The sequence below is a fragment of the Zunongwangia profunda SM-A87 genome, from assembly GCF_000023465.1.
Lineage (GTDB): Bacteria > Bacteroidota > Bacteroidia > Flavobacteriales > Flavobacteriaceae > Zunongwangia > Zunongwangia profunda.
Map to the genome: position 1 here is coordinate 2,871,487 of NC_014041.1, position 21,539 is coordinate 2,893,025.

29 protein-coding genes are annotated in these 21,539 nt (G+C 35.5%); 18 read left to right on the forward strand and 11 right to left on the reverse strand.

From position 1 onward, the window contains the following. Window positions 1–65 precede the first annotated feature (65 nt). The 12 genes from ZPR_RS23425 to ZPR_RS12715 all read left to right on the forward strand — a co-directional run bounded on the left by ZPR_RS23425 (window position 66) and on the right by ZPR_RS12715 (window position 6,164). Window positions 66–209 (forward strand): hypothetical protein, encoded by a 144-nt coding sequence (locus ZPR_RS23425; protein ID WP_013072088.1) that lies wholly within the window; start codon window positions 66–68, stop codon window positions 207–209. Between the two features lie 11 nt (window positions 210–220). Next, window positions 221–1,024 (forward strand): hypothetical protein, encoded by an 804-nt coding sequence (locus ZPR_RS12660; protein WP_013072089.1) that lies wholly within the window; start codon window positions 221–223, stop codon window positions 1,022–1,024. Window positions 1,025–1,110: 86 nt separating this feature from the next. After that, window positions 1,111–1,380 carry a hypothetical protein gene (locus ZPR_RS12665; protein ID WP_013072090.1) on the forward strand — a complete coding sequence of 90 codons (270 nt, stop codon included), beginning with the start codon at window positions 1,111–1,113 and terminating at the stop codon, window positions 1,378–1,380. A 12-nt stretch (window positions 1,381–1,392) separates the two neighbouring features. After that, a complete protein-coding gene (locus ZPR_RS12670; protein WP_013072091.1) occupies window positions 1,393–2,205 on the forward strand; it encodes a hypothetical protein in 813 nt (270 codons plus the stop codon). Between the two features lie 37 nt (window positions 2,206–2,242). Next, window positions 2,243–2,485 carry a hypothetical protein gene (locus ZPR_RS12675; RefSeq protein WP_013072092.1) on the forward strand — a complete coding sequence of 81 codons (243 nt, stop codon included), beginning with the start codon at window positions 2,243–2,245 and terminating at the stop codon, window positions 2,483–2,485. A gap of 6 nt (window positions 2,486–2,491) precedes the next feature. Further along, complete coding sequence (locus tag ZPR_RS12680; protein WP_013072093.1) at window positions 2,492–2,815, forward strand: hypothetical protein; 324 nt, start codon at window positions 2,492–2,494, stop codon at window positions 2,813–2,815. Further along, entirely contained in the window at window positions 2,799–3,233 is a 435-nt protein-coding gene (locus tag ZPR_RS12685) for a hypothetical protein (RefSeq protein WP_013072094.1), read from the forward strand. The genes ZPR_RS12680 and ZPR_RS12685 overlap by 17 nt, the downstream gene beginning before the upstream one ends. 224 nt (window positions 3,234–3,457) lie before the next feature. Further along, window positions 3,458–3,892, forward strand: coding sequence for a M23 family metallopeptidase (locus ZPR_RS12695; protein WP_013072095.1), 435 nt, complete (start codon window positions 3,458–3,460; stop codon window positions 3,890–3,892). Between the two features lie 185 nt (window positions 3,893–4,077). Beyond that, on the forward strand, window positions 4,078–4,512 hold the full coding sequence (locus ZPR_RS12700) for a hypothetical protein (protein WP_013072096.1): 435 nt from the start codon (window positions 4,078–4,080) through the stop codon (window positions 4,510–4,512). A 121-nt stretch (window positions 4,513–4,633) separates the two neighbouring features. Then, the gene (locus ZPR_RS12705; RefSeq protein ID WP_013072098.1) at window positions 4,634–5,317 is read left to right on the forward strand and encodes a hypothetical protein; all 684 of its coding nucleotides are present in this window, start codon (window positions 4,634–4,636) and stop codon (window positions 5,315–5,317) included. A gap of 9 nt (window positions 5,318–5,326) precedes the next feature. Continuing rightward, a complete protein-coding gene (locus tag ZPR_RS12710) occupies window positions 5,327–5,659 on the forward strand; it encodes a hypothetical protein (protein WP_013072099.1) in 333 nt (110 codons plus the stop codon). Window positions 5,660–5,669: 10 nt separating this feature from the next. Beyond that, window positions 5,670–6,164 (forward strand): hypothetical protein, encoded by a 495-nt coding sequence (locus ZPR_RS12715; RefSeq protein ID WP_013072100.1) that lies wholly within the window; start codon window positions 5,670–5,672, stop codon window positions 6,162–6,164. Between the two features lie 381 nt (window positions 6,165–6,545). On the opposite strand, the gene ZPR_RS12720 is transcribed toward ZPR_RS12715, so the two are convergent. From ZPR_RS12720 to ZPR_RS12735, 4 genes are read right to left on the reverse strand one after another with little or no spacing between them, the layout of a single operon-like run. Then, entirely contained in the window at window positions 6,546–6,809 is a 264-nt protein-coding gene (locus ZPR_RS12720; protein WP_013072101.1) for a hypothetical protein, read from the reverse strand. A 2-nt stretch (window positions 6,810–6,811) separates the two neighbouring features. Next, on the reverse strand, window positions 6,812–7,171 hold the full coding sequence (locus ZPR_RS12725) for a hypothetical protein (protein ID WP_148211724.1): 360 nt from the start codon (window positions 7,169–7,171) through the stop codon (window positions 6,812–6,814). Between the two features lie 32 nt (window positions 7,172–7,203). Next, window positions 7,204–7,386 carry a hypothetical protein gene (locus ZPR_RS12730; RefSeq protein WP_013072103.1) on the reverse strand — a complete coding sequence of 61 codons (183 nt, stop codon included), beginning with the start codon at window positions 7,384–7,386 and terminating at the stop codon, window positions 7,204–7,206. Between the two features lie 3 nt (window positions 7,387–7,389). Beyond that, window positions 7,390–7,665, reverse strand: coding sequence for a hypothetical protein (locus tag ZPR_RS12735; protein WP_013072104.1), 276 nt, complete (start codon window positions 7,663–7,665; stop codon window positions 7,390–7,392). 851 nt (window positions 7,666–8,516) lie between these two features. Between ZPR_RS12735 and ZPR_RS22570 the strand changes: the two genes are divergently transcribed. Both ZPR_RS22570 and ZPR_RS12745 read left to right on the forward strand, forming a co-directional pair. Next, window positions 8,517–9,203 carry a phospholipase D family protein gene (locus ZPR_RS22570; RefSeq protein ID WP_013072105.1) on the forward strand — a complete coding sequence of 229 codons (687 nt, stop codon included), beginning with the start codon at window positions 8,517–8,519 and terminating at the stop codon, window positions 9,201–9,203. A 127-nt stretch (window positions 9,204–9,330) separates the two neighbouring features. Beyond that, the gene (locus ZPR_RS12745; RefSeq protein WP_013072106.1) at window positions 9,331–9,720 is read left to right on the forward strand and encodes a single-stranded DNA-binding protein; all 390 of its coding nucleotides are present in this window, start codon (window positions 9,331–9,333) and stop codon (window positions 9,718–9,720) included. A gap of 386 nt (window positions 9,721–10,106) precedes the next feature. Here ZPR_RS12745 and ZPR_RS12750 read toward each other — a convergent pair whose 3' ends face one another. Next, the gene (locus ZPR_RS12750; RefSeq protein ID WP_041578911.1) at window positions 10,107–10,691 is read right to left on the reverse strand and encodes a DUF4251 domain-containing protein; all 585 of its coding nucleotides are present in this window, start codon (window positions 10,689–10,691) and stop codon (window positions 10,107–10,109) included. A gap of 1,120 nt (window positions 10,692–11,811) precedes the next feature. Here ZPR_RS12750 and hpf point away from each other — a divergent pair. Continuing rightward, window positions 11,812–12,111 (forward strand): ribosome hibernation-promoting factor, HPF/YfiA family, encoded by a 300-nt coding sequence (hpf, locus tag ZPR_RS12755; RefSeq protein WP_013072109.1) that lies wholly within the window; start codon window positions 11,812–11,814, stop codon window positions 12,109–12,111. Window positions 12,112–12,200: 89 nt separating this feature from the next. On the opposite strand, the gene ZPR_RS12760 is transcribed toward hpf, so the two are convergent. From ZPR_RS12760 to ZPR_RS12780, 6 genes are all read right to left on the reverse strand, one after another. Beyond that, entirely contained in the window at window positions 12,201–14,195 is a 1,995-nt protein-coding gene (locus tag ZPR_RS12760) for an aconitate hydratase (protein WP_013072110.1), read from the reverse strand. 286 nt (window positions 14,196–14,481) lie between these two features. After that, the gene (locus ZPR_RS12765; RefSeq protein WP_013072111.1) at window positions 14,482–15,201 is read right to left on the reverse strand and encodes an MBL fold metallo-hydrolase; all 720 of its coding nucleotides are present in this window, start codon (window positions 15,199–15,201) and stop codon (window positions 14,482–14,484) included. A gap of 281 nt (window positions 15,202–15,482) precedes the next feature. Continuing rightward, window positions 15,483–16,178 (reverse strand): YiaD family glycine zipper/OmpA-like lipoprotein, encoded by a 696-nt coding sequence (locus ZPR_RS12770; RefSeq protein WP_041579997.1) that lies wholly within the window; start codon window positions 16,176–16,178, stop codon window positions 15,483–15,485. A gap of 36 nt (window positions 16,179–16,214) precedes the next feature. Then, entirely contained in the window at window positions 16,215–16,694 is a 480-nt protein-coding gene (locus ZPR_RS12775) for a lipocalin family protein (protein WP_013072113.1), read from the reverse strand. Between the two features lie 86 nt (window positions 16,695–16,780). After that, window positions 16,781–16,942, reverse strand: coding sequence for a DUF1328 domain-containing protein (locus ZPR_RS22975; RefSeq protein ID WP_013072114.1), 162 nt, complete (start codon window positions 16,940–16,942; stop codon window positions 16,781–16,783). 127 nt (window positions 16,943–17,069) lie between these two features. Continuing rightward, entirely contained in the window at window positions 17,070–19,067 is a 1,998-nt protein-coding gene (locus ZPR_RS12780; RefSeq protein WP_013072115.1) for an alpha-ketoacid dehydrogenase subunit alpha/beta, read from the reverse strand. A 225-nt stretch (window positions 19,068–19,292) separates the two neighbouring features. On the opposite strand from ZPR_RS12780, the gene ZPR_RS12785 reads away from it, so the two are divergent. Genes ZPR_RS12785 through ZPR_RS12795 form a run of 3 tightly spaced genes read left to right on the forward strand, consistent with a single transcriptional unit; the run spans window position 19,293 to window position 21,538 of the window. Continuing rightward, a complete protein-coding gene (locus ZPR_RS12785; RefSeq protein ID WP_041579998.1) occupies window positions 19,293–20,243 on the forward strand; it encodes an isopenicillin N synthase family dioxygenase in 951 nt (316 codons plus the stop codon). A gap of 3 nt (window positions 20,244–20,246) precedes the next feature. Further along, on the forward strand, window positions 20,247–20,603 hold the full coding sequence (locus ZPR_RS12790) for a translation initiation factor (protein ID WP_013072117.1): 357 nt from the start codon (window positions 20,247–20,249) through the stop codon (window positions 20,601–20,603). A 2-nt stretch (window positions 20,604–20,605) separates the two neighbouring features. Beyond that, a complete protein-coding gene (locus ZPR_RS12795) occupies window positions 20,606–21,538 on the forward strand; it encodes a DUF1835 domain-containing protein (RefSeq protein ID WP_013072118.1) in 933 nt (310 codons plus the stop codon). Window position 21,539: the final 1 nt, after the last annotated feature.

The following is a 21,539-nucleotide window of genomic DNA, read 5'->3' on the forward strand; positions in this document are numbered from 1 at the left end:
TCGAAATAGGGGCAAATCTGCCCCTATTTTTGTTTCAACAATTCGAATAAGTAAAAGTTTAAGTAATGGCTTATAAAAGAAAAAAAGTATTTGGTGCTAATATGTTTACAGCTGCCATCGTAGGTGCTGCAATATTCATAGGCACAAAATTCTCTGACGAGATCAAGCAACAATTGTCTAACGTTCCGGTATTAAAAGATTACCTATAAAACCATAGCAAATGATTAAAGATTTAAATTTTAATACGGCTTATGATTTTGAGGTAAAAAAAGAAACTGTAGGCGGTTTGTTATTCCGTTTAGATGCTAAGGCATCGGACGGAAACGGCGGTTTAAAATCTGCTACTGTTTCCGATTTGAATAAAATTTCAATTGATGTAATACTCAAAAAATCAAACCGTAAAGAAGTTGTTATGATGCGCGGTTATCTTATGGATAACATTTTAGGTATGTACGCCCAAACTACAAAGTACGCACTCGTAACAAAACAAACAAGCGAGGGAATTTTAGTTTTCTTTGACTTTAATCCCGCTGCAATTGCTTTACATGGTGAGGATGTATTACAGATTAAATTTAACGCTCCTCGTGATGCTTGGGCTGATATTCGTACAACTGATTCTATCATAGAATTTCAAACTGTGACGAAAAAAATAGGGACAAACTGGGTGCCTGTTGTTAAATCCTTTCCAATTGGTTTAAGTAAAGAATCCATTGACATGGATTTAGGTAACAGAGTTGTAAAAATCGTTTGTATAACAGATTTTACAACCGATTATTTAAAATCCACAAAAGCAAAAATTAGAGACGGTTCTTTAAAAGCTTCCGGTAATTTCGAAAAAGTCTTTAATGCAACCCAATTGCTAACGGAAAACATGCACATGTTTGACAACAACCCGGAATCAGATGTTGAAGATTTGGTAATTTATCAGGGCGAACCGTTAGACGATGTAAAATTGAGAGCCAACCTTGACAAGGCAGCCGAAGAAAAGGCAAAAGTTGTCGTTGTAGCTTTAGAAAATATATAGTAGCTGCCAATTACTGTATTTAGTTAAATCTCCATTTCAAAGCCCCAAAAACTTGGGGCTTTGTTTTACAAAATCTCTCTAAAATTATGCGTTTATTCGACGTTTTTTTAAAAATAATCAAAGCCTTTCACCTAGTTAGTTCTGATGAATTTCAAGAATTAAAAGCCGATGTTAAAACATGGGAAGAGGACGCCAAAGAAGGCAGTGAAGATAAAATAAAGCATTTGTACGGAAAGATGCATAAAGGCGTTTTTACCCGTCTGTTAATGCCTATTTTCTACTTCTTTATGTTGAGACAAGTTACCTCTATTATGAACCCGGAAACGGGCGAAGAGGGCGAAAGGGGATTATATTAATATCATTAGGATATGAGTTTTTTATCAAATTTAAATTTAGGAGGTACTTCTAATTCGTATCAGCCTCAAATTACCTCTTTTCTTGGAAATGCTGCCAGTCAATCACAAAATAAAGGTTTTGATTCCGGGGATGCCGCCAACATGGCTCTGGATGCTGCTGCTAGTGCTATTCCTTTCGGTGCAATGGCTAAAAAGCTTTTAGATAATCTTGGCTTGCAAAAAAATATAGATAATGTCTTAAAGCATGGTCTTAGTTCGTGGGGTGCTTCTACAAGTCCAGAAGAAGCGGAGCAAGAAATGGCAAAAAATGTCGCTCCTTGGATAATCCAGAAAACCGAGAACATTAACGCCCAAAATGCCGAGCAGACATTAAATGAGTTGGAAATAACGCTTGGGATGCACAAATATTTCTTTGAAAAATTGTTAAGGCATCACTCCAAAGCGAAATCCACAAGAAAAGCCAATCAATGGTGGGTAAAGCAATTTACCCAACTTAGAAAAGATGTTATTGGTAAAATGGTAACCCAATTACGAGGTGCTGGCGTAGTGGTTAAAACTACAGCGATAACGGGTAAACCATCCGATTATAACATACCGGATATGACCGACGGTGACGGAATAATAAGTGATCATGACGTTAATTCTTTGCCCCTTTCATTTATCCGTTATTCTTTGGATTTTTCAAAGATCAAGCAAATTGAAGTGGATAAGGAAACCGGGGAAATTACCGCTAAAAAATCAGGCTTTGGAAGCCTTATAGGTTTAGCCGGTTTAGGTTACGCAGCAAAAGAGTTTTTACCACAAATTGTAAAGGCAATTAAATAGTAAATGTTAAAGAAATAAAACTTAGCAATTTAATATCATGGCATATTCAAGACGAAAAAGAACGCCAAGAAGGCGAAGAACTTATAAACGAAGTCAAAGTAATAGTACTAGTTCCAAACGAATCGTTAATTCTGCTTTAAGAGCAAAGGGTAAAGGTTCGGTAACTCGAGTTTGGCGTCAATCAAGAAGCGCAGCCAGAGCCGGGAAAATAGGTTTAGCGGTTTCTTTGGGTAACATAGCCAAAAGAAAGGCTGCTTACGCTTCACGAATGAAACGCTAAAAGCTTATGAAGTATCAAAACAATCAAAATCAAGGCGGTTTAATCGCTTTGATTTTATTGCTTTTAGTCTTGCTTTTCAGGGATAATTTACCGCAGGAAATAAAGAATTATTTCAAAAAGGATTGCTCTTGCGAAGATCAAAACGATATCATTTTTGATGTTCCTGATAATCCGGATTTAAAAGCGCATAATAAAGAAGTAGTTGTAAATCGGGAATTATACGAACGTGCTAACGATAAGGACGTTTTTAATGTTCCCGATTCTGTTATTAACCGTCAATTAATTGACGGTGGACTAGTAAAATTTAGTAAAAATGCAATTCTTAGTTAAAAATATTGGCGTTGTTCTGGTGGTCGTTGTAGTCCTTTTTAGAGATACAATATTCGGAACTAAAGATTATGGAAGCCGTGGAGATTTGGACAAAGAAAAATCTGACTACGGGTCGACTATTTCAGACTTGCAAGCCGAAGCCATAGCCGAGCAATTATTTAATATAATGGTTTCTTGGTTTAGGTCAGATTATGACGACTTATTACCAATATGGAAGCGAATTAAAAATGATGCGGATTACAATAAGGTTTATAACGCTTTCAAAAAGCGCCAATATTCGGTAACATGGAAAAACGGGGGCGACCCTTTGACTTCTGATAAATATGATTTAACCAGTTGGTTAAATTATGAAACAAGCGAAGAGACAAGGGTTAAGCTAACATCTGCTAACCCTAATGTAACCATCTGGAAAAAGTAAAATGAAAGGAGCATTTAAACTAATTGGTATAATCCTGCTATTGCCTATTGCATTGGGTGTAATTGTGTTGCTATTGGCTTTTATAGTCGCACTCAGCCCGGCAATAACGATTTGTTTTGTATCCTATCAAATCAAAGAATATTTGATTTATCGAAAAAGTTGCAATTCAAAATTAAATGAAAAAAAAGCATTGAAACGAACATCAATTTTCGACCACTTAAGAAATGAGAATACTTGATATACATGAATTTAGAGAGTGTGACCGTCACGGATGCGGTTACTTCGGTGCGCCCCGTGGCAATCATAAACACGAAGGCGTTGATTTAGTTGCCAATCCGGGTGATTATGTTTACAGCCCTTTCTCCGGTACGATAACAAAACATGGTTATTGCTACGGGGATACTACAAAATATAGGTATATAGAAATTACGGGTTCAAAGGAAATTGTACGTATTCTTTATGCTGAATTGGATGACGCTTTTGACATTGGCGACAAAATCCCGCAAGGGCAATTTGTTGGTATTGCTCAGGATATTGCAGCCCGTTATCCGGGTATCACTCCACACGTACACGTTGAAAAATATAAGGTTTCAGACACGTATAGAAAGAATCCAATAGACCCAACCGAAGATTTAAAAAAAAAGGAATTAGAGGTTTAACTTACGTTTTGCCCTTTTTGCTTTTAGCCCTAATCCCATTATTAAAAAGAAAATGGCGGACTTAAAATATTACGCCCTTAGTGCTTTTACACTATGGCAAGAACAAATTATTGGCACTAAGCCCTTATTAAATGTTATCATTTCACTACTTACGATAGTGCTATTGATTTTAAAAATAACAGCAAATGTTCGACATAATAAAAACGGCTTTAGGTTCGGTCTTTGGCGGAAAAACTCCACAGGGAGAAAGCCAGATATTAAATAGTTTAACCGAGCTTTTAAAAGGGCAGAAACAAAAACAACGTGATTTTGAATTAGCCTTAGAAAAAGAGTTTCAAAAAAGACTAGATAAAGAAATAGAGGATAGGCAGAGTGCTAGAGAAATGCAAAGCGAAGCTTTAAGGCAAAGTGATCTGTTTTCAAAAAGATTTCTCTATTACTTAAGTGCCGGAATAATGCTAGGTGCTTTAATTGCCAATTTAGCCCCCTTATTTGTTGTTATCCCCGAAGAAAGCCAAGTGATAGTAAATAAGTCTATGGACTTCTTCAATTATGTTGTTGCCGGGGGTATAATCAGCTTTTTTTATGGAACAAAAGTAAATAATAGAAAGAATGCTTAAGAGCGATTTACAAAAGCCCAAAGAAATACAATACATCGATTTGGGCGGTGCAATATTAAGTTTAATCGTCGCCATATGGACGATTTACCAAGTTTGGAAAAACTCAAAAGAAGATTAGAACATGAGTTATTTAGGATATAATTCGAGGCCTAAAGTAAAGCCTCCTAAAATTAGTATAAAGTTAAATGATAATTTAACTATTGATACTACTACCGATAGACTTGTTTTACATGGGGACGGTTTTAACTTTCAAGCGGCTCAAAATCAATTGGAAGGTTTGCCTGTTCTCGACAATATAGTTTTAAAAGGTTATAATTTTAAAACTATAGATGAAGCGCAACTTAGACTGGATGAAATTAGGTTTGGACAAAGTCATGATAATTTAATAGTCAATAACTTGACTGATCTTGCCAATGGATATCAATTATTGTCTGTTCATAATTGGAGTACGCTTGATAATTCTTTTTTTCGCTCTGATAAAAGCATAATTGAATTTTATGATTTAATAGGCTCTATAACAACTCTTGAAAATTATTGCTTTCATAATTCTGATAATCTAGAGGTTTTATCGACTCCTTCTTTGACTTCTGTTCAACCCGTTCCTTTTGTTGGCGATAAAGCTAATTTTAGATTGTGGGAATGTCCTAAGCTTCTTAACTGGCCTGACAATTTTTATTGGCAATATTTTCCCGTAGGGTTTAATTTAAAGGTTAATAGAAAACTCGAGAACTGGAATGGTTTAGGTTTTCATCCTGAAATACAAAGGGCAATGGATGAAAGAAACGCAAACGTAGAATTTGTTTAAACATAAAATATGCATTATACATTAGATAGCGAAGAACATGTAAAGGCATGTTTAACAGAACAATATCCCCATTATCAAGTCACTTCAAAACCCGTTATTTTTGCGGGTCAGGATTTACACAAGTTACAACAAGAAAACAATCAATATTTTTTTGGTGTTCTTACTGTTTCTGAAGCTGTTATAGCTGAATTAACTTATAATGGACAGCCCGTTATAACTATTGAGTCTGGCAGTCAGGCTATAATTGATTTTACACAAGCTGTCTTTAAGGATTCCTCAGGAAGTGAAATTGATCCCAAAGGATTGTTCAGAGGTTTTCAAATCACATTACAAACACCATAAATCAAATAAAATGAAAAAATTAATAACTGTTTTCATGTTGCTTGCCAGCATCACCTTTTCTTACAGTCAGGACTATTCCGAAGTAAAAAAAATAGACGAAAAAGCAGTAATAACCAATCATAAGGAAATACCTAAGATTGTAAATAATTTTATAGATGCTTGCAGGTATTACGGTGTCGACTATCAGGAGAAAGTTAGAAACCTTAAAGCTATTCGCCTCGTTACTTCTGACCGGAACTTTTTAGCCGGAGAATCTAACGGGGTAATAAGTATAAATAGCGAATTAGCGAACTTTCCGAACCTTTTAAAAATAATCGTCAATAGGCGATTAGGTATATATTTTGGTTTAAAGGATTCCGATAAGTTCCCGGACGTTATGAGTACCAAATGGAATATAAATCCCAAAAGTGAATATTACGCCTATAACAATTTAGAACGGGGTTTTATGCTCAAACACTTCTATAAGGCACTAGCCGAAAAGAACCCCTTAGAAAAACAGATATAAGAAAAGCCCCAAATTAGGGGCTTTTTTTTATGGATATAATCAAAAGAATGACAGCTATAAAAATCATTACACTAAGTACAATTTGTTCTAAATTCATAGTCTACTGGAGTTGACTTTTTTAATTATATAATTTAATTGTCTGACCTGGTCGGACAATCTTTCTATATATTTTTCTTTGCATTCCTCTCTGCAAACGAAATGTTTTTCTGGAAAATCATAATAAGCATGAGTTTTTAAAACATCTACTTTTAATAAAAACTTATGTAATCTCTTTTTTCTACATATAATACAAGTTGATCTTTTCATTTTGTTATCATTTTAAAGTTTTTACAGCTCCGGAACCGGAGAGATCCGCACTTTATCCGGAAAAAAATGTTATCATTAATAAAACTCGCTGTCATCTTCATCATCTCCCAAAACATCTAAATTCCATTTAATTTGCTTGTAGGTTTCTTTATGCTGTTTTAGTTGTCTGCGAAGCTCTACATTCTCTTTTAATCGCTTTTCTGCTGTCTCCATCATTTCGGCAAAACCTTCAATCATTCTAATAACCGTTTTGCTGTCGGTTTTCTCATTAAATAAAGTTTTAGCCTTTTCTAGTTCTTCCTCTTGGTTTTCCGTTAGTTTCCGAATAAGTATAGCCATAACTAAAGGATTTGCATTTTTATATCTCCTTCAACATTGGATATTTTAGCCTTTTTGTTCCGATTTTGTATCACGTATAAATCAGCCCCATTAACTCCCATGATTAAGCTTTTTGCATCCTTAACGGCTTCCTGTATAGTATCATACTTTTTATCAAAAAAAAGCGCCTTACATTGGATTTTAAAATAATTCCCGTGTTGCTCTTTTAAGTAAATCCGGGGAAATTCACCTTTGTAATGCTCAACGAAAATCTTTTCTTGCGATTGTGGATTTAACCAAATTTCATCTATCCTAAAAGGATGCTTTCTTTGAGAGAAACAAATAAAATTCTCTCGACCATTTAATTTATTTTCCCGCTTCAATAGTTTAAGGCTTTCAGCATACCAAGCCGAATTTACCCCAATGTTGTAATTTTCCATAAGTTTTGATTGTGTTGGTTTTGTTGATGCGCTGTAATTATAGCCGTTTGGGCTTTAATTTCCTCGTTTAGCTTCTTAATGGTGTTCGGTTGCTTTGCAAACTTTTTCCGAAGCTTACGAAGCCTTAAAACCTCTTTCTTTCTTTTATTAATTCTCATAATTTAAAATCTTGGGTTTTCTCTAGCGTATTTTCCTGCTTTAATTATGCTTTCAACTGCTTTGATGTATTTTTCATTAAATATTTCATCAAATGTTAATCCGGTGTATAAATGAATTTTCGCAATAGTTGAGCCTGAATAGTCTTTTTGCTTCTGGGCGACTATATCGTCAATTACTGATTTTGATATATCACTATCCAGAGCAATTTGTCTAATGCTTTTTCCCTGTCCTTTTTTAAGGACAGCATGCGCAACTTTAGTAATGTTCAATAGTTTCATAATCTGTTATCATTTAGGTTAAAATTCCCAGGGAAATTCCAGGAAAAAAGATTGTTTTTGTTATCATTTTTGAAATTCCGGGCTTACTTGGCAATCCGGTTTAAGCCTTATTTCATTTCTTTTTGTTGGCTGCAACCAGAAAAAGGAAAACCCTAAATTTTCCTTTTTGCTGTTTCAAAATGTAAAGAACTCTTACTTACTCGTGTAAACTCGGAATCGCCTATTTCTACAACCGTTAAAAATTATTATCTCGATAAGTAGCGTATAACTATGCGGGCTTAGAAAAATAGCGGTAGCGTTAATTTTTCTTTGCCTGCGGAGTTTATGCCGCGTACGTTTCGAGATAATAATTTAGGTTTGTGAAAGAAATAGACGATTGCAAGAGAGTTTGCACGGGTATGTGCTAGAGTTCTCAGTTTGAAAAAAGCAAAAGAACATGCCCCGGATTTTTCCTTTTCTGGTTGTAGCTTCCCGAAGGGCAACAAAAAATAAATACTTCCATCATTGGTGGCCGTGAAGTATGAACGGCTAGCAATGCCCCCCGAAAGGGATAAATATAGGGTCGAGTAGGGTAGCAGCGTTCCCTTAATAACATACGCTGCTAAGTTTCACTTGTGCAACCTTTTTAATACTTAATGACTGAAAACCAACCAACTAGCAAAAAACCATTATTTCGGAAAATCAAACGCATTAACTTATTGATAATCAATATATTAGCGAAATACCTAAACAAAAGGTTAAACAAAGTGCATATAACTAACTGTATTACAATATTTTAAACACTTTTTAAAAGATTTTCTTTCGTTTAAGTCTAAAAAATTTATTTTTGATATTTAAAATTACATTTTTCTATGTCTCAATTTTTAGATACACATGATATTACCAATAAAATTAATAAGCTTATTAAAAATGCTTCTAACAATATTTATATAGTTTCTCCTTACTTAAAAATTTCTAATACATTATATGAGCGACTTAACGACGCTTCAAAAAGAGGTGTTTACATTACAATTATATATGGAAAAGATAAACTTAATTCAAAAGATTTTAAGCGTTTAGGTGATCTCATAAATATTAATATTTATTATTATCATAATTTACACGCTAAGTGTTATTTTAATGATTCTGAAATGGTAATAACTTCAATGAACATGTATGAATTTTCAGAAAAGAATAATCGAGAAATGGGTATTTATATAAATAAATCCAATGATAATAGTACTTTTTTAGATGCATTTCAAGAAACAAAATCTATTATTGATAATTCTGAATTAAAAAAATCGAATCTAAATCTTCATTCCTCAAAAGAAAAACACAAAAAGCAAAATATTGATTCAGGTTATTGCATCAGATGTTCTAAATCTATAAAACATAATTCAGATAAACCTCTTTGTCCTAACTGTTATAAAAAATGGGTAGTTTATATGGATGTAGATTATACAGAGAATTATTGCCATACTTGTAAAAAGGAAAAAGCTACAAGTGTTTTTAAACCCGAATGTTATTCTTGCTTTAAAAAGAAGAAAAAAGCTTCTTAAAAAAAACTTATTATTCTTAATTTATCTCAAAAAACTTATTAAGTTTGCATTATACGAGTTCATTGACATACTGTGACTATAATTTTTGCTGTTAAGGGAAATTTTAGGTTTCTAAAATTTTTCACACATGGAGAGTATTTTTATTTCAGGAAATATCGGTAGTGATGCCGATGTAAAACAAAAATCACAAGATCAGTTTTTAATCCGTTTTAGCTTGGCAGCTACTAAAAAATGGATTGACCCCGAAACTGGTGAACAAGATTCGCGTACTAATTGGTATACGGTTTTTAAAAGAACAAAAAAACACCCTCAAAAATTAATAGATTTATTAAAAAAAGGACATAAGGTCTTAGTAGTTGGTGAGCCTTCATATAACGTCAATACTTACGGTAGTGGAGTTAAAGTTGAAGTACTGGTTAACGCTAAGAATATTGAACTTCAAACCTTTGATAAATCTGATAATTCAGTTTCTAATAATCAAAATTCAGGTACGGACGATGATGACCTACCTTTTTAGAAATTGGCAAAAACTCCTTAATTATTTGATTTATGTAATTTGCTTATTCTTGGCAGGATATTTTACAGAGCAAATTATTACTTTAATCTATCAATTAGGGTTTTAATCGAACGGTCAAAAATTTAGTCCTAAATAATATTTAAAACACTAAGTTGAGATGTGATTATTCTTAACTTTGTATTTCCTGAGATATGAAAATATCCACTGTACAGCGATTAATTTTAATCGTAGTATGTTTTTACACAAAAGACGGTCTGCCAAACCGTCTTTTTTAGGACTGATTTTTGACCTATAATTTATATTATGTAAAATAGAGTATTTCAAATCCTCGCCCTATTTGGATAATTGTACAGAAAGTTTTTAAATACGCGCTTAATTTCGCACTACTATTCATCTTCTTTTTCGGGTAACGCCTCAAATTTACCGGTATATGATATATTATCACGTTGCGAACTATTTACCGATGTACTGGCGTTTCCATTCGAATATAGCGTAATAAAGAATTGATAGTTTTCAGAATCATCATTAGCGCTAAATTCATAGCGAACATAATCTTTATCTTTATTTTCGGTAAAGGATAATTCTTCCGGAATACCCTTAAATTTAATCGCCCCGCGATCATTATAACCGCCGCCCATTTGCCGAACTCCAAAATACGGAAGAAAAACATCCACAGAATCTCCCTTGAACTTTATATGATTTGGATTGCCGATCAAATTGATATTACCACTATTAAAATTTGGATTGCTGATAAAAGTCACCGTATTGGCCCGTAACGGATTGGCCCATTGGTTTTCGATTTCAAATTCTTTTTGTTGAGCGAATTGGCTAAGCTCCTCGAAATTATGAATATCCTTCATGGTATAGTTCGCCGCACCACAGCCAAAAAGTGCTACCGCAATCAGCAAGACCAGAAAATATCTTCTGTATAGTACTAAATTTACCTTATATTGTTGGTTATCCTTCTTCATGACTATCCTGTTTTATATCAGTGCATAAGATACGAAATAGACTTTATTTTTAGACTTAAACGTTATTTATTAATTAGACATGGACTATTATTTAAAATTTTAAATGACTGTTCATGTACAATAACTTTCATGTACAATAACTTTTGAACTTTCTAACTTTTTACTCAAAACAGACTTCTCGATACATCAAATTTTTCCATTACTTTCCAAAATTTGATACTCGAAGTGACCATTATTGAACTTTTTTGGAGGTTGAATGTTGAATTTGGAATTACTGTTCATGTACAATAACTTTTAAACCTTGAACTTTCTAATTTTCTAACTTAAATTGTTGATTGAGATTTCTCGGCTTCATTTCATTGCGCTCGAAATGACAGCGGAATTATTTGTATTTAGAACATAGAAAAGAGAAAATAGATAAGAGACGCAAGAGTCAGGAAGCAGGATGATGAGTTTTGAATGTTGAATGACTGTTCATGTACAATAACTTTTGAACCTTGAACTTTTAAACTTTCTAACTTTTTACTCAAAACAGACTTCTCGATACATCAAATTTTTCCATTGCTTTCCAAAATTTGATACTCGAAGTGACCATTATGGAACTTTTTTGAATTTTAAATGTTGAATGTTGAGTGACTGTTCATGCACAATAACTTTTGAACCTTGAACCTTGAACCTTGAACTTTTGAACTTTCTAACTTTTTACTCAAAACAGCCTTCTCGATACATCAAATTTTTCCATTGCTTTCCAAAATTTGATACTCGAAGTGACCATTATGGAACTTTTTTGAATTTTGAATGACCGTTCACAATACAACAACTTTTAAACTTTGAACTTTTCTACTTTCTACTTTCTTAAATGGTCTTAACAGCGGTTTTCTAGTATAAATTAATTGTTTTAAAGCTTTACACCCTATAATTTTAGGGGTTATAGCTATAAATTAAGCGTAAATTTATTTTTAAACCCTTAATTTTACAGCTTAACGTAACAAAAATATTATGTAATCAATAAACAAGCCTATCGTTTTTTAAATCTATCTTAATTGTTTCTAAAAGAAGCCATAAAAACTTGTCTAAATACCGATTATTAGCGTTCTTAGGCTCATAAAAAAAAACTTTTATGGAAACGATTTATCAATTTGTTGCTTTAAGTAAAAGCGAGCGTTTACAGAGTTTCGTTAATGAAAAACTCGAGAAAATAGAGCGTAAATATGACTTTATTACCCGTGCAGAAGTTCACTTTAAAAGAAATCATGCCGATGATGAAAATGGATTTATATGTAACATCAAAGTGAGTGTACCTGGACCACAGCTTTTTGCGGAATCCAATTCAAATTCTTTTGAAGCTGCGGCTGCCCAAACGATAAAAGATCTGGACAAACAATTAGATAAGAAAAAAGGACAAATGCAAACGCATTAATTTTATTTCCCAAACACACACAAGCTAATACTAAGAAACCCTTTCAAAATATTTTGAAAGGGTTTTTTTGGGACTATATTCAAGTTCTATTAGGCTTCTTCCTGAACTTGTTCATCTTTAAGACGCTGCTTAAATTCATTGATAATACCGCCTTTTAGCAATATATTTATTTGTCGATCACTTAAGGTATGCTTGGTTTCAAATGTTACACTGTCTCCATTTTCTTTCTTCACATGTACCTTAATGTTATTTCGTTTTTCGACATCTTCTCTTAGATTTTTAAAACTAACACGGTCTCCCTGTTCAATTTTATCATAATCTGATTCGTCGATAAACTCTAAAGGTAAGATCCCGAAGTTTACCAGGTTCTGCCAGGCAATCCTTGCATAACTATTAGCGATTACGGCATGTTGTCCTAAATATTTAGGCGCAATGGCAGCATGTTCACGGCTGGAACCCTGCGCATAGTTATCTTTGGCAACAACAATATGGCCTCCCTCCTTTTCCTTTGCATCCATAGCACGATCATAAAAACTTTCATCGATCACGGTATAGGAGAATTTGCTGATTTCCGGTAGGTTACTTCTAAAAGGTAAAACTTCTGCCCCTGCTTTTAAAATCTCATCGGTAGAAATATTATCGCCCATTTTTAATAATACGGGAACATTGATTTCATCAGCCAAAGGCTCGATAGTAGGTAGGGATTTGATGTTAGGACCTTTTTCTAATTTTACTTCCTCTCCGTCTTCAGCCGGTGGGACTAACATATCTTCATTAATAATTTCTATTTCGGGAGCTTCATATTTAGGATATTCCATATCAAAAATTTTCGCCAGATCCCGAGGGTCGGTTATTTCTCCGGTTAGTGCTGAAGCTGCTGCGGTTTCGGGGCTTACTAAATGTACCTGATCATCTTTGGTACCACTACGATCTGGAAAGTTTCTAGGCATGGTTCTTAAACTAATGGTTCCGGAGGCCGGAGCCTGTCCCATTCCTATACATCCCATACATCCTGATTGGTGAAAACGAGCTCCTGCTTTAATCAAATTGGCAAAAGCACGGTTATCGATCATATTCTGAATAATTTGCCTGGAGGTTGGATTGATGTCTAATGACACATCGGAATTCACCGATTTATCCTTTACAATAGCTCCGGCGATCCAAAAATCACGAAGTCCCGGATTTGCTGAGGATCCGATAACTACCTGACTGATTTTTTTTCCGGCAACTTCTTTAATTGGTACGACATTCCCCGGACTTGTTGGTAATGCGATTAACGGAATTAATTCGCTTAAGTTAATCTCGTCATGTAAATCGTATTCACAACCTTCATCGGGTAATAATTCTGTCCAATCTTCTTCTCTTTGTTGTGCCTTTAAGAATTTCTTAGTTTCCTGATCACTAGGGAAAACAGTGGTTGTTGCTCCAAGTTCTGCTCCCATATTAGCAATAACGTGACGATCCATCGCACTAAGGCTATCCAGGCCAGGGCCATAATATTCTATAATTTTTCCTACTCCTCCTTTTACATCATAACGGCGAAGCATCTCTAAAATCACATCTTTAGCACTTACCCAATCTGGTAAAGTACCGGTAAGTTTTACGCCCATTACTTGCGGCATTTTTACATAATACGGTTGTCCTGCAATGGCCGCTGCAACATCCAGTCCGCCGGTACCAATGGCTAACATTCCTAACGAGCCTGCTGCCGGAGTGTGACTATCTGAACCTACCAGGGTTTTACCCGGCTTACCAAATCGTTCCATATGAACGGGGTGGCTTACTCCGTTTCCCGGCCGACTAAACCAAAGTCCAAATTTTCTTGCGGCAGAAAGTAAGAATTTGTGATCGTCTGCGTTTTTAAAATCGGTTTGTAAAAGGTTATGATCTACATACTGCACCGCAACTTCGGTCTGGGCTTTTTTAAGTCCCATAGCCTCAAGTTCTAATTGTACCAGCGTACCGGTGGCATCCTGTAGTAAGGCCTGATCGATCTTAATACCAATTTCTTTTCCCGGGGTCATCATATCTCCTTCAAGAAGATGATCTTTAATAAGTTTTTGAGTGACGTTTAATTTTGACATAGTTGGTTTCTTTTATCCATCAAATTAAGAATTACAGGGCTAATAAAAGAGCTCTTTAACAATAAGTTATATCCAAATACCTCAATTTTCGCATAGTTTTTAGAAATTCTGTTACTTCCTAAATTTGCTGACGGATGATTTCTTAAATTTCATAACACAATGAAGACTGTTTGATTATTTACTGGTGTCTTCTCCCTGCTTTACCGGGATCCAAAAAAATACCCTGTAATGTTCGAAATTGAACTATTACAGGGTACTACTCTCCTATATGTCGGAGCGATTTATATTATTTGGTTCGGCTTAAGTCATTCAGGATATCGATTTGCTGTCCTTCATCTATATTAAAGGCCGGTTTTCCTTTTCTGGGGAAGAAATATGTGAATTCTTCTGCAAACGCGTTCCAGCTTTCGGCCAGTCCAAAATCGTCATTTTCCCGTTTCATTTCTGGACGCTTAAAGGTATTTAAATCAGAATCATAATTAGAGCCTACCGCATCGTCTCCTGGAAATACCATACCGTCATTAATTTCAGAATATACTAAAACAGAGGCTCCTCCATTACCCGGAAGATCGATCACTTTAATCGCAAAATGTTTTAGATCGTTAGCCTGGGTGGTGATGTCTTTTGTTTTAAAGTCGTCTTTAAAATTATTTCTTGGATGCGCGTAAATCGGTGCGCCGTTGGCATCTTCAGAAATTGTTTTTAAATCAGCATAAGCATCCTCTAATATACCATCGCAGGTAATCAGGATTCCTTTAATCTGGTAACCGTCATTTACCAGTTTTTTTACGGCAGCTTTGGTTTCTTCTTCAACTACATCAATAAGGATAATATCTCTACGGTTAATATGTCTGATGGCATAGCCCTGATTAAAGACTCCATCTTTTTCTTTTCCTTTAATCAAAAAAGTATCCGGAATTAATTTTAGAAATTTTCCGGTTTCTCCTTGTTGAATATACTCTGCCGATTGGCTTTGCAATACCTCCACTTTATCTACAGTCTTCATATAAATTGATTTTTTTATTAGCTTGTTTGAAGGTACAAAGGCATTTATCTTTTTACAAGGCTGTTTAGAGGGGTTTAACTCGTATTTAGGAATCTGTTAACGCCCGCTCTACTTCATCTCTACTACATGTTCTATTTTTATAAATCAACAAAGCCACTCTTATCTGTTATTAAGAGTGGCTTTGCTTATAGTTACTATCTGGCAATGTTCGATCTACACTTTTTCAACACCTTCTTCTATAGAGCATTGAAAAGGTAGCAGCGAACTTCACTTCATTGATCTTAATTTTCAGAAGTTTTTTGCTCTGCTTCTTGTTTTAAATCTTCGTTGGCAACAATAGCAATTTCTACTCTTCTGTTTTTAGAACGCCCTTCAGCAGTAGAGTTATCATACTTTGGTTGAGCTTCACCATACCATTTGGTATCAAACCTGCTGGCAGCAATACCATGATCGGTTAAAAAGTTAGTCACCGCCTGAGCTCTGTTTTTAGAAAGGGTAAGGTTATAACTTTCACTACCAGTATTATCGGTATGCCCTTCAACTAAAATATTAGTATCTGGATATTCTTTAAAGATATTAGCCAGTTTATTTAAGGTCTCTTCAGATTTTGCATTGATATTATATTTTTCAGTAGCAAAATAAACACCACTATTTTCATCGAAAGTCACATTAATTCCTTCCCCTACACGTTCAACTTCAGCTCCGGGAACTTCAGTCTCTATTTTTTTGGCTTGCTTATCCATTCTATTCCCGATGTACGCACCGGCAGCACCACCAACAACACCTCCAATAATTGCTCCTAAAGCAGAGTTTCCATCACCGGTATTATTACCAATTACCCCGCCAATAGCTGCACCACCTGCAGATCCTATAACGGCTCCTTTTTGTTTATTATTTGCGTTTTGGATCGCATCACAGCTTACCAGTACACTAGCAGCAAAAAATACGGCTACGATTTTATTTATTGTCTTTTTCATCATTTTAATTATTTAATATTCAATTTTTTTTAAATCTTATTTAGTAAACATCATTCTAATTACAAATGGTGATCCTTCTAAGGTCACGGTTTGCTCCCATACCATAGAAGTGCCGGTAAGGCTTACCAGATTTAACCGGAATCCCTGGTTACCATTGGTAGATTTGTATTTTTCGTTTACGGGTTTTAGCAGAAAGTCATACATTCCCTGCGGTGTATTTTCCTCGTCGATAGACCATATGTAATAACGGGGACCTCCTACACAGTTGGGACCAGAAATTTCGTAAGTCCCTCTATTATTATTGGATACAAAATCCCAGGTACTTCCTTCAAAACAACTGGCAGAAGCATCATTAAATAGCGTTACATCAAACGTCCCAGTGTTGTTAGGATAAGTAATGTTGGTAAGCGTCCATGTTCCATCAAACGTCTTTCTTGCTTCTTTGGCTACTTTACTTGGCCCGCCACAAGACACTAATAAAATAAGTAGTGCTGTAATTGAAATTACTTTCTTCATAGTAGTAGTTTTTATAAAAAAAAAACCAAATGCAGCGCAACATGTTTTTGAGGTCTACATTGGATAAATTTTCGTTGCTGCTTCGATTATCGTCTAAACAGTCTGCTTAATAATGAAATAACCAGTAAAACGATAAAGATGTAGAAAATGATCTTAGCGATCTCTGTTGCTCCGGAAGCGATCCCTCCAAATCCAAAAATTGCGGCTACAATAGCAATGATTAGGAAAATTACAATTAAACGTATCATAATAGATTTTTTTGATTAGCTATGCCTAAATTAGCGCAGGGATTCAGTGCAGACAAAAGATTATTAATACTTTAACAGAGGTGTTGTTAACAATTCTTAATTACATGACTCGAAAAAGCAATAGTTATTAATATTCTATTAATTCTTTTAGTTTTTGTTGAAATTTTTGGTAGGGTAAATAACCGCTTTCCAAGGCAGGAGAAAAAGGAATTGGTGTTTCCAGACTGCCCAGTCTCATTACAGGAGCATCTAAAAACTCGAAACAATTTTCACTAATTTGGGCGGCAATTTCTGAAGCCATACTGCCAAACAACGAATCTTCTATTACGATAATTACTCTTCCCGTCTTTTTTACGGAAGTGAAAATGGTCTCCTTATCTAAAGGCTGAAGGCTTCTTAGATCAATAACTTCAGTATCTTCTATATTTTCTTTTTCTATAATTTTCAATATTTCCTGTAAGGCAGCACCATAACTGATAATCGTTAATCTTGTTCCTGGTCTTACGATAGCTGCCTTCCCTATTTCAACTTCATATTCCCCCATAGCAACAGGTTCTTTCTGCGTTCGGTACAACGCTTTATGCTCAAAATATAACACAGGATTAGGATCGTTAATGGCAGCTAGCAATAAACCTTTAGCATCACTGGCATTTGAGGGATAAACTACTTTTAATCCCGGTACCTTTGTAAACCAGGCTTCGTTAGACTGACTATGAAACGGCCCTGCTCCTACACCGGCCCCACAGGGCATTCTAATCACCACATCGGCATTTTGTCCCCATCGATAATACTGCTTGGCTATATAATTTACGATAGGATTAAAGCCTGAACTTACAAAATCGGCAAACTGCATTTCTACGACCGCTTTCATTCCCACAATTGAGAGCCCCGCAGCTACTTCTATAATCCCGCTTTCACAAATAGGAGTATTTCTTACGCGATGTTTACCAAACTCCTCTAAGAATCCAGATGTTATTTTAAAAACACCACCATACTCGGCAATATCCTGTCCCATTAAAACCAGGTTGGGATGTTGGCGCATGCCTATTTTTAAAGCATCACTTACCGCATCTATAAATCGTATTTCTTGTTTTTCTGATGAAATTTCAAGTGCCTGATTATGTGATTTTTGAAATACCTCATTTAACTCGGTACTTTCAGTAAAAACAGGAGGGTTATCATTCGCTGCAATACTCAGGTGCTCTTCTATTTCCTGTTTAATTTCCCATTTCATATGTGCTGCCCATTCGTTGTTTAAAATTCCGTGTTCCAGTAAATGCTGTTCATAGCGTAACACGGGATCTTTTTCTCCCCAATGCGCTAAAAGGCTGTCTGGAACATAAGCAGTACCGCTGGCTTCCTCGTGCCCACGCATTCTAAAGGTTTTAAACTCGATCAATACAGGACGCGGGTTTTCACGAATATCACTGGCGATATCAGATATTTTCGAGTAGACTTCCAACAGGTTATTTCCGTCGATTATATGGGATTCCATACCATAGCCTTTGGCGCGATCGGCCAAATGTTCACAGTGATATTGCTCATTTGTAGGAGTTGATAAACCGTAGCCGTTATTTTCGATGCAAAACAAAACCGGTAAGGCCCAGACGGATGCAATGTTTAGTGCTTCATGAAAATCACCTTCACTGGTTCCCCCTTCTCCGGTGAACACCGCTGTTAGTCTTTTTTCGTTTCTTAATTTATGGGCAAGGGCAATACCGTCTGCAACACCTAGTTGCGGCCCTAAATGGGAGATCATCCCGATAATTTTGTATTCTTGCGTTCCAAAATGGAAACTGCGATCCCTGCCTTTTGTAAAACCATTCATTTTTCCCTGCCACTGCGAGAACAGGCGATGTAATGGGATATTTCTGGTTGTAAAAACTCCCAGATTGCGGTGCATGGGCAGGATATATTCTTCTTCCTGCAAAGCAGCTGTTAATCCAACCGAAATGGCTTCCTGTCCTATACCGGCAAACCATTTGCTTATTTTCCCCTGCCGTAGTAGAATAAGCATCTTTTCTTCTACCAGACGAGGTTTTAAAAGCTTTTTGTATAAGTCGATTAAAAATTCTTGAGAATAGGCTTCTGAGGCAAAAAACATTTCTGTTGAAGGATGATCCATAGCTACAAGTCTAGTTATATTCAAATGTAAAGAAATAGAAAATGAAGCGTCTATGGATTTTAGAAAAAACACGAATTTTTTACCTGTTTATTCCGTTTAAAATATGTAATTTTAAGACTGCCATCTACGGCTGCATTTGTTAGCTAAGTATTAAATCCTGTTGAAATTGGCCTTTTTTTCATTAAGTTTGTGTGCTTTATCAATAAAAAAAGAGATTAAATGGCAATGACGAATATACCTAGTGTTGATCTTGCAGATTTTGTATCTGATGATCCTGCAAGAAAGCAAAAGTTTGTTGATGAAATAGGGAAAGCTTACGAAGAAATAGGGTTTGTAGCGCTTAAAAATCATTTTTTAAGTGATGATCTGGTGGAAGAATTATACAAAGAGGTTAAAGCTTTTTTTAACTTACCGGTAGAAACCAAACAGCAATACGAAATAGAAGGCCTGGCCGGACAACGCGGTTATATTTCCTTTGGGAAGGAACATGCCAAAGGAAAAAAAGAAGGGGATTTAAAAGAATTCTGGCATTTTGGGCAGGAACCCGCTGAAGATGCTAATCTAAAAGAAGAATACCCGGAAAATGTACAGGTAAAAGAGCTTAAGGATTTTAATCATGTGGGTATGGAAGCCTATCGCATGCTTGAAAAAACCGGGATTTACGTATTACGTGCGTTAGCCTTGTATATTGGTCTGGAAGAAACTTATTTTGACCACTGGGCCAGTAACGGGAACTCTATTTTAAGACCTATCCACTACCCTCCTATTACAGAGGAGCCTAAAGGAGCCGTACGTGCCGGTGCCCATGGTGATATTAATTTAATCACTTTGTTAATGGGAGCGTCAACCGGAGGTTTACAGGTGCTTAGGAAAGATGGTGAATGGATCGATGCGGTACCCGGTGAAGACGAACTTGTGATTAATGTTGGAGATATGCTGGAACGACATACCAATAATAAATTGCGCTCTACGATTCACCGCGTGATTAACCCACCTAAGGAGCAATGGAGTGAACCTCGTTATTCTATTCCTTTCTTTATGCATCCTCGTAGTGAAATGCCTTTAGATTGTTTAGAAGAATGTATAGATGAAGAACATCCAAAACATTACGAAGATATTACTGCAGGTGAATTTTTACACCAGCGACTTGTGGAAATTGGATTATTGAAAAAGTAATTTATGGCTAAAAAGAAATTAGGACTAGAGGACTTAGGCGGATTTGTTTTTTCTACGAATAATGATTTTGATGAAAGTGAGTATGTAGAAAACGAACAGGAAGAAAACCTAAAACCAAAAGACCAACGACTGGAAGCTCATTTTAGTAATAAAGGCCGCGGTGGTAAAACCGTGACCATAGTAAAAGGATTTGTTGGCCCCGATGAAGATTTGATCGCATTGGGGAAACTTTTAAAGAAAAAATGCGGTGTTGGCGGCTCTACCAAAGATGGTGAAATCATCATACAGGGGGACGATCGCGAAAAAGTGATGCAAATCCTGCAAAAAGAAGGATATAACATAAAACGCGTTGGCGGATAATTTTGGAAAAAAAACCTTTACATATAATTAATGGCGATAGCCTCGCAGAAAGCGTGGCAGAGCTGGATTTACCGGGCCAACAGATCGTTTGGCGTGAAATGCTTTGTGAAGGTCCTGCAGTACAGGAAGTCGGATCGGCCGAATTTATAAAAATAAGAAAGAAATTTCTTCAAAATTTTTATGGAATTTCTGCGGAAGACTACCAGCATGAATTTGTTTCAGAATTAAAAAAACTCAAAAAGATCGAAGACTATGATCATATCATTTTATGGTTTGAATTCGATCTTTTTTGCCATATAAACGTATTGGCTACGATTAGCTATCTTACCGAGCATAAAAAAGAGGTACCGTTTTACCTTGTTTGCAGCAAGAAATTAAAAGGTGACGAAAAACTCACCCCTCTTTCTCAATTATCAGGAAAGCAACTTTTAAATCATTATAACAATAAAATTTTACTGGTAGAGAACGATTTGGAAGTAGCGAATCTTATGTGGGAACTGTATTGTAGTAACAACCCAATACTGTTAAAACGCCAGATAAAAACCAATACCAATTTCGAGTATCTTTCCAGTTGTATCAGGGCGCATATCGAGCGCTTTCCTAACAGTATCACTGGCATCAATTCTTTAGAACGAAATATCCTTCGTTTAATTAGGGAACGAAACATCAATAATTATACGCAACTTATGGGATATGCCCTGGAGTATCAGGGGTATTATGGCTATAGCGATGTACAGATGAGACGTATACTGGAGAAGCTGTCTATTTTTTATGCCGCTGAAGGACAAAAAGTAAAACTTACCGAAAAAGGTCATTTAGTGCTGGACGGTAAGAAAAATTTTTATCGGGAATTAAAGAATGATGATGTTTTTGGAGGAGCCAAAATGTATGATTTTCTTTATGATCCTGAAGTACATCAATTATTAAAATTATAAC